This window comes from Sphaerisporangium sp. NPDC049002, assembly GCF_040649355.1.
Taxonomy (GTDB): Bacteria; Actinomycetota; Actinomycetes; order Streptosporangiales; family Streptosporangiaceae; genus Sphaerisporangium.
In genome coordinates this window covers 1-6,190 of record NZ_JBEZFH010000315.1, presented here as the reverse complement: position 1 = coordinate 6,190, position 6,190 = coordinate 1, and the positions used below count along the sequence as shown (strand labels likewise).

The window sequence follows — 6,190 nt, the reverse complement described above, 5'->3', positions numbered from 1 at the left end:
GGTGGTGGCTGCGGTGTAGAGGTCGCGTAGTTCGCGGGCGAGGATGGCTTCGGACCAGCCGTCGAAGATGATGTGGTGCAGGCAGATCACCAGGACGGCCTCGTCTGGTGTGGTGCGCAGGAGTGTGGTGCGCAGCAGTGGTCCGGTGGCCAGGTCGAACGGGGTGGCGGCGGCGGCGTTCACGTGGCCGGTGATGGTGTTCTGGTCGTGGCCGGTCAGGTCGGTGAGGGTGATCGTGACCGGTGCGGGGGGGTCGATGATCTGGTAGGGCTGGCCGGTGTCGTCGGCGGCGAACCGGGTGCGCAGCGCTTCGTGCCGGGCCACCAGGTGCGTCAGCGCCTGTTCGAGCGCTGTCACGTCGACGGGTCCGGTGAGGTGCAGGGCGATGGGGACGACGTAGTCGGATCGGCCGGGTTCCAGTTGGTCCAGGAACCACAGTCCCCGCTGCGCGGACGACAACGGCACCGGCTTCGAACGATCCCGCGGCACCGGCCGCGACTCCTCCTGGACGGCGGCGCGCATGCCGGGCAGCAGGGCACCCAGCTCGGCGATGGTGGGGGCTTGGAACAGCGCCCGCAGGGGCACCTCCACGTCCAGTTCGCGGCGCAGGCGCGCGATGACCTTGAAGGCGAGGAGCGAGTGGCCGCCGAGGTCGAAGAAGTTGTCGTGGATGCCGGGGTCGGCGGCGCCGAGGACGTCCTGCCAGATGCCGGCGATGAGGTGCTCGGTGGGGGTGCGCGGCCGGGTGCCGGTGGGGTCGTGGATGGTGGCCGGGGCGGGCAGGGCTTTGTAGTCGGTCTTGCCGTTGGGCGTCAGCGGAAGGGCGGGAAGGGTCATGAACCCGGTGGGGATCATGTACGGGGGCAGCGTGCGGGCGGCGTGGGCCTTGAGGTCGTGAGGGCTTGGCGGAGTGACGCCGGGAGCGGGCACAAGGTAGGCGATCAGCCGCTGGACGCCGGGGGTGTCCTCGCGGACGGTGACCGCGGCGGAGGCGACGGCGGGGTGGCCGATCAGGGTCGCTTCGATCTCGCCGAGCTCGATCCGGTATCCGCGGAGCTTGACCTGGTTGTCGATGCGACCAAGGAACTCCAGCTCTCCGGTGGGCAGCCAGCGGCACAGGTCTCCGGTGCGGTACAGGCGTTGCCGGTGTCCGCCGAGGTCGAGCTCGACGAACCTCTCCTCGGTGAGCTGGGGCCGGTTGAGATATCCGCGGGCGACGCATATGCCGCCGAGGAGGCATTCTCCGGCCACTCCAACCGGTACCGGCCGGCCGTCGGGGTCGACGACGTAGGCCTGGGTGTTGGTGATGGGTACGCCGACCGGGATCGCGGCGGCGGTGTTGTCGTCATCGACCTGGCGGGTCAGCGACATGACGTTGGCGACGGAGCATTCGGTGGCGCCGTACTCGTTGTAGATGACGGTGCCGGGTTCGCAGACGGCGAGTATCCGGCGGGCGAGGTCGGTGGTGAGTTCCTCTCCGCCGAGGACCATGGTGCGCACGGCGAGTCGAGCACCGGCCGCTTCGGCCGTGGACACCAGGAGTTCGGCGTGGGAGGGGGTCATCTTGAGAAAGCTGACCGGGGTGCCGGACAGGAGCAGTTCGGTCGCGGCGGCGAACGCTGATTCTCCTGGCTGGGGTACCGGGATGGCGATGGGCAGGCCTTGCATGAGGGGGAGGAAGAGTGCGGTGACGGTGAGGTCGAAGGCGACGGGTGAGTAGAGCAGTGTGCCCAGTTCTGCGGTGGGTGGGTAGGCCTGGGCGCACCAGTGGAGGTAGTTGACGGCGCCTTGGTGTTCGATCATGACGCCTTTGGGTTTTCCGGTGGAGCCGGAGGTGTAGATGACGTAGGCGAGGTTGTGGGGTGTGGCCAGTGGTGGGGGGTCGGTGGCGGGGTGGGTGGCGATCTGGGGCCAGTGGGTGTCGATGAGGAGGCGGGTGGTGTGGCCGGGGAGGTGTGTGGCGAGGCTGTGTTGGGTGATGACGAGTGGGGCGGCGGTGTCGTCGAGCATGAAGGTCAGCCGGTCGGCGGGGTATTCGGGGTCCAGGGGCAGGTAGGCGGCGCCGGCTTTGAGGATGGCCAGGAGGGCGATGATGAGGTCGGGGGTGCGGTCGAGGAAGACTCCTACCAGGTCTTCGGGGCCGATTCCTTGTGTGCGCAGGTGGTGGGCGAGTTGGTTGGCGCGGGTGTTGAGCTGGGCGTGGGTGAGGATCTGGTCGCCGTGGATGACGGCGGGTTCGTCGGGGCGGGTCGTGGCCTGTGCGGCGACCAGTTGGTGGATGGTCTGGTCGGCGGGGAACGGGCCTGCGGTGTCGTTCCACTCGATCAGCATCCGCCGCTGCTCGGCCTCGGTGAGCATGCTGATCTGGGACAGCGGGGAACGCGGGGCCGAGACGAATCCGGTCACCAGTGCCTGGAAGTGACCCGCGAGGCGTTCGATCGTTTCCTCGTCGAACAGGGCACGGTCGTAGGCGAACTTGACGTCCACGACCTCGTCGGCCGAGACGACCACGGTGAGCGGATAGCCGGTGCGCTCCACGCAGTCCACGGGCCGGTAGTCCACCCCGTCCGGCAGGCTGTCGGACCCGCGCAGATCCGGATAGTTCTCGAACACGAGGATCGACTGGAACAGCGGCTTGCCCCGCGGGACGTCGCTGCACTCCTGCACGTCCACGAGGTGGCAGTGCTCCCACTGCCGGAGCTCGATCTGCTGCTCCTGCAGTTCCCGCAGCCAGTCGCCGACCGTGGCCTGGCCGTCGACCCGGGCGCGCACGGGCAGCGTGTTGATGAACAGCCCCACCATCGACTCGATGCCGGCCAGTGAGACGGACCTGCCGGAGGTCGTGGCGCCGAACAGCACGTCGTCGTGACCGCTGTAGCGGGAAAGCAGGGCCGACCATACGCCCTGGATCACGGTGTTGACCGTGATCCGCTGCTCCCTGGCGAACCGGCGTACCTCGCTCGACAGCTCCGCGCTGAGGGAGACCTCTAATTCGGCCACCCCGGACTCCGTGCCGGGGCGGCTCGCGACCAGCTCGGTGGGCTCGCTCACACCCCGCAGATAGCCGCGCCAGAACTCCCGCGCGCGGGACGAGGGCTGTTCGTGCAGCCACTTCGCGTACCGGACATAGGGGATGGCCGGCGGCAGGCCGGGCTCCCTGCCCTCGATGGCGGCCCGGTAGATCGCGAACAGCTCCTGCTTCAGGAGCTGGATGCTCCACCCGTCCAGCAGGATGTGGTGGAACGACCACATGACCAGGCGGCATTCGTCGGCGGTCCGGATGACCCGCACCCGCAGCAGCGGCGGCCGGGACAGGTCGAAGCCCTGGTTCCAGTCGTCGTCCGCCAGCCGCTTCAGGCGCGCGTCCTGCTCGGCGGGACCGCAGTCACGCCAGTCGAGCGTCTCGCGCGGCAGCACGGCCGTACGCTGCACGACCTGCACGGGCGTCGACACGTCCTGCCACACGAACGCGCTGCGCAGGATGGAGTGCCGGTCGACGACGTGCTGCCAGGCGTCCAGGAAACGCTCGTCGTCGAGCGGCCCGACGATCTTCTCGATCATCTGCACCTGGTACGGGTTGAAGCCGTGGTCGTCCCGAATCGAATGGAACAGCATGCCGAACTGCATGGGCGACAGGCCGTAGATGTCTTCCACGTTGGGGGTGCTCATGCGCTGAACTTCCTCATGATCGCGGCCATCTCATCCTCGTCGAGTTCCGCCAGTGGGAGGTGCGCCGGGGCGGCGCCGATCCCTTCGCTCTGCTCGGCGGCGATACCGAGCAACGCGCGAAGGTTGTGGACGATGTTCTCGGCGAACCGCTCGACGGTGGTCACGTCGTGGATCGCCGTGGAGTAGGAGATCTCGATGCTCAACCGGCCGTTCTCCACGGCCGCCAGGATGTCCAGGAGGTGACGACGCATCCCGGCCGCGCCGATGGAACGGCCCCTCGGCTCGCGCGGGTCGGCGTACCGGCCGAGGCCCGTGACGCCGGCGGCGAACTGTCCCAGGTAGTTGAAGTTGATCTCCGGAGAGGGATGCGCCAGGGCCTCCCGCGTGCGGGCGTCGCCCAGGTACCGCAGGATGCCGTAGCCGACGCCCCGGCGGGGTATCTCCCCGAGCTGCTCGCTGACGTTCTTGAGGAGGATGGCCGGGTCGGTCTCCGACATGCCGTGCAGGGCGATGGGGAAGACGCTGGTGAACCATCCCACCGTGCGCGACGTGTCCACGTCGGGGAACAGGTCCTCCCGTCCGTGCCCCTCCAGGCTGACGCAGGCGGCGTCGTCCCCGGTCCAGGCGTGCACGGCGGCGCCCACCGCGCTCAGCAGCGCGTCGTTGATCTGGGTGTGGAAGGCCCGGGGCACGTCCCGCAGCAGGGAATCCGTCTCGCTCTCGCTCAGCGCGACGGTGACGGCGGCCGAGGAACGCATGGTGTTCGCCCCGTCATGGTCACGAGGGAGCGTCCGCCGCGTGCCCTGCGCCGTCCAGTAGCCGAGTTCGGCGAGCGCGCCGGCCGACCTCGCGTACGTCCCGAGCTTCTCCCCCCAGGTCCGTACGGACGTCGTCTTGGCCGGCAGCAGCGGATCCCGTCCTTCGGCCGCCTGCCGGTAGGCGGTGCCGAGGTCCTCCAGCAGGATCCGCCAGGAGACGCCGTCGACCGCCAGGTGGTGGATGGCGATGAGCAGCCGCTGGCCTCGGCCGGGACCCAGCTCCATCAGGGCGGCACGGATCACCGGCCCGCCGTCCAGATCCATCCCGCGCTGCGCCTCGTCGGCGATCCGCGCCATCCGGGGCCACACCCCGTCGTCGTCCAGCGCCGACAGGTCGTGGCAGGCGAGGACGCCGGGGCCGGCGTCGTCGTCGAGGTACTGACGCCACCGGTCACCGTCCTTCCTGATCCGCAGGCGCAGCGCGTCGTGGTGGTCGACGAGGGTGAGCAGCGCACGTCGCAGGACCGCGCCGTCGAGGCCGTCGGTCTCCAGCAGCTCGACCTGGTTGAAGTGGGCCGGGTCGGGCAGCTTGAGCTCGAAGAACCAGTGCTGGATCGGTGTGAGCGGCACCTCTCCCACGATCTTGGCCTGGTCGGCCAGGATGGGACTGGTGGACTGGGCGTTCGCGGCGATGGCCGCGACGGTCTGATGCTGGAAGAACATCCTCGGCGTGAGCTGGATGCCGAACTTCTTCGCCCGTGCGATCACCTGCAGGCTGATGATCGAGTCTCCGCCGAGCGTGAAGAAGTTGTCGGTCACGCTGACGTGGGCGACGCCCAGGACCTCCCGCCAGATGCCGGCGATGACCTTCTCGGCCGCGCTGTGCGGCGCCGGCGCCGGTCGCGCGTCGGGCGCCGGCAGAGCCTGCCGGTCGACGGCGCCGTCCGCCGTGCGCGGCAGGCGGGGCACTACGACGTAGGCCGACGGCACCATGAAAGCGGGCAGTCGCTCGCTGAGGAACTGCCGCAGCTCCCGCGCCTCCGGCGGCGCCGGGCTGGCGGGCACCACGTAGCCGACCAGTTCCCCGTCGTGTACGACGGCCGCGGCGTCCGCCACGGCGTCGTGGCCTGCCAGCGCCGTCTCGATCTCGCCCAGCGCGACGCGGTCCCCGCGCACGATCACCTGGTCTTCCCAGCGGCCCAGGAACCGCAGCTCACCCGATGGCGACCAGCTCACCCGGTCACCGGTGCGGTACGGATGCTCGCCGCCGAGTACCAGCCGTCCGGGCACGCCGACCGGCACCGGCCGGTCGTGCCGGTCGACGACACGGACGACGGCGGGGGCGGCCGGGACGTCGCGGACCTCGGCGGGGATCGCGGCCGTGGCCCCCCACGCCGCGAGGGCGTCGTGTTCGGCGTCGGTGAGCATGCTGATCTGGGACAGCGGGGTCGTCGGGTGGTCGGCGAGTCGCTGGAGCAGCGTGCCGTAGTGGCCGGCCATGCGCTCGATGGTGGTCTTGTCGTACAGGTCGGTGGGGTAGTCGATGTGTGCGGTGAGCCCGTCGTCGACCTCATACAGGGTGAGGTTGAGGTCGAATTTGGCGAGGCCGCCGGTGATGGGGGCGGGGTGGACTTCGATGCCGGGGAGGTTCCAGGTCTGGGTTTCTGTGGTGGTCTGCAGGACGAGCATGGTCTGGAAGAGGGGGTTGCGGGTGAGGTCGCGTTGGGGGGCGAGTTCTTCGACGATGCGTTCGAAGGGGAGGT

At 69.6% G+C, this 6,190-nt stretch carries 2 protein-coding genes; both read right to left on the bottom strand.

Annotated elements, in window-relative coordinates; genetic code table 11:
- Nucleotides 1-3,669, bottom strand: a 3,669-nt coding sequence (locus AB0B89_RS34160; protein WP_358561191.1) for an amino acid adenylation domain-containing protein, incomplete at its 3' end; no start/stop codon positions are given.
- Nucleotides 3,666-6,190, bottom strand: a 2,525-nt coding sequence (locus tag AB0B89_RS34155; RefSeq protein ID WP_358561188.1) for a condensation domain-containing protein, incomplete at its 5' end; no start/stop codon positions are given. The genes AB0B89_RS34160 and AB0B89_RS34155, both read right to left, overlap by 4 nt.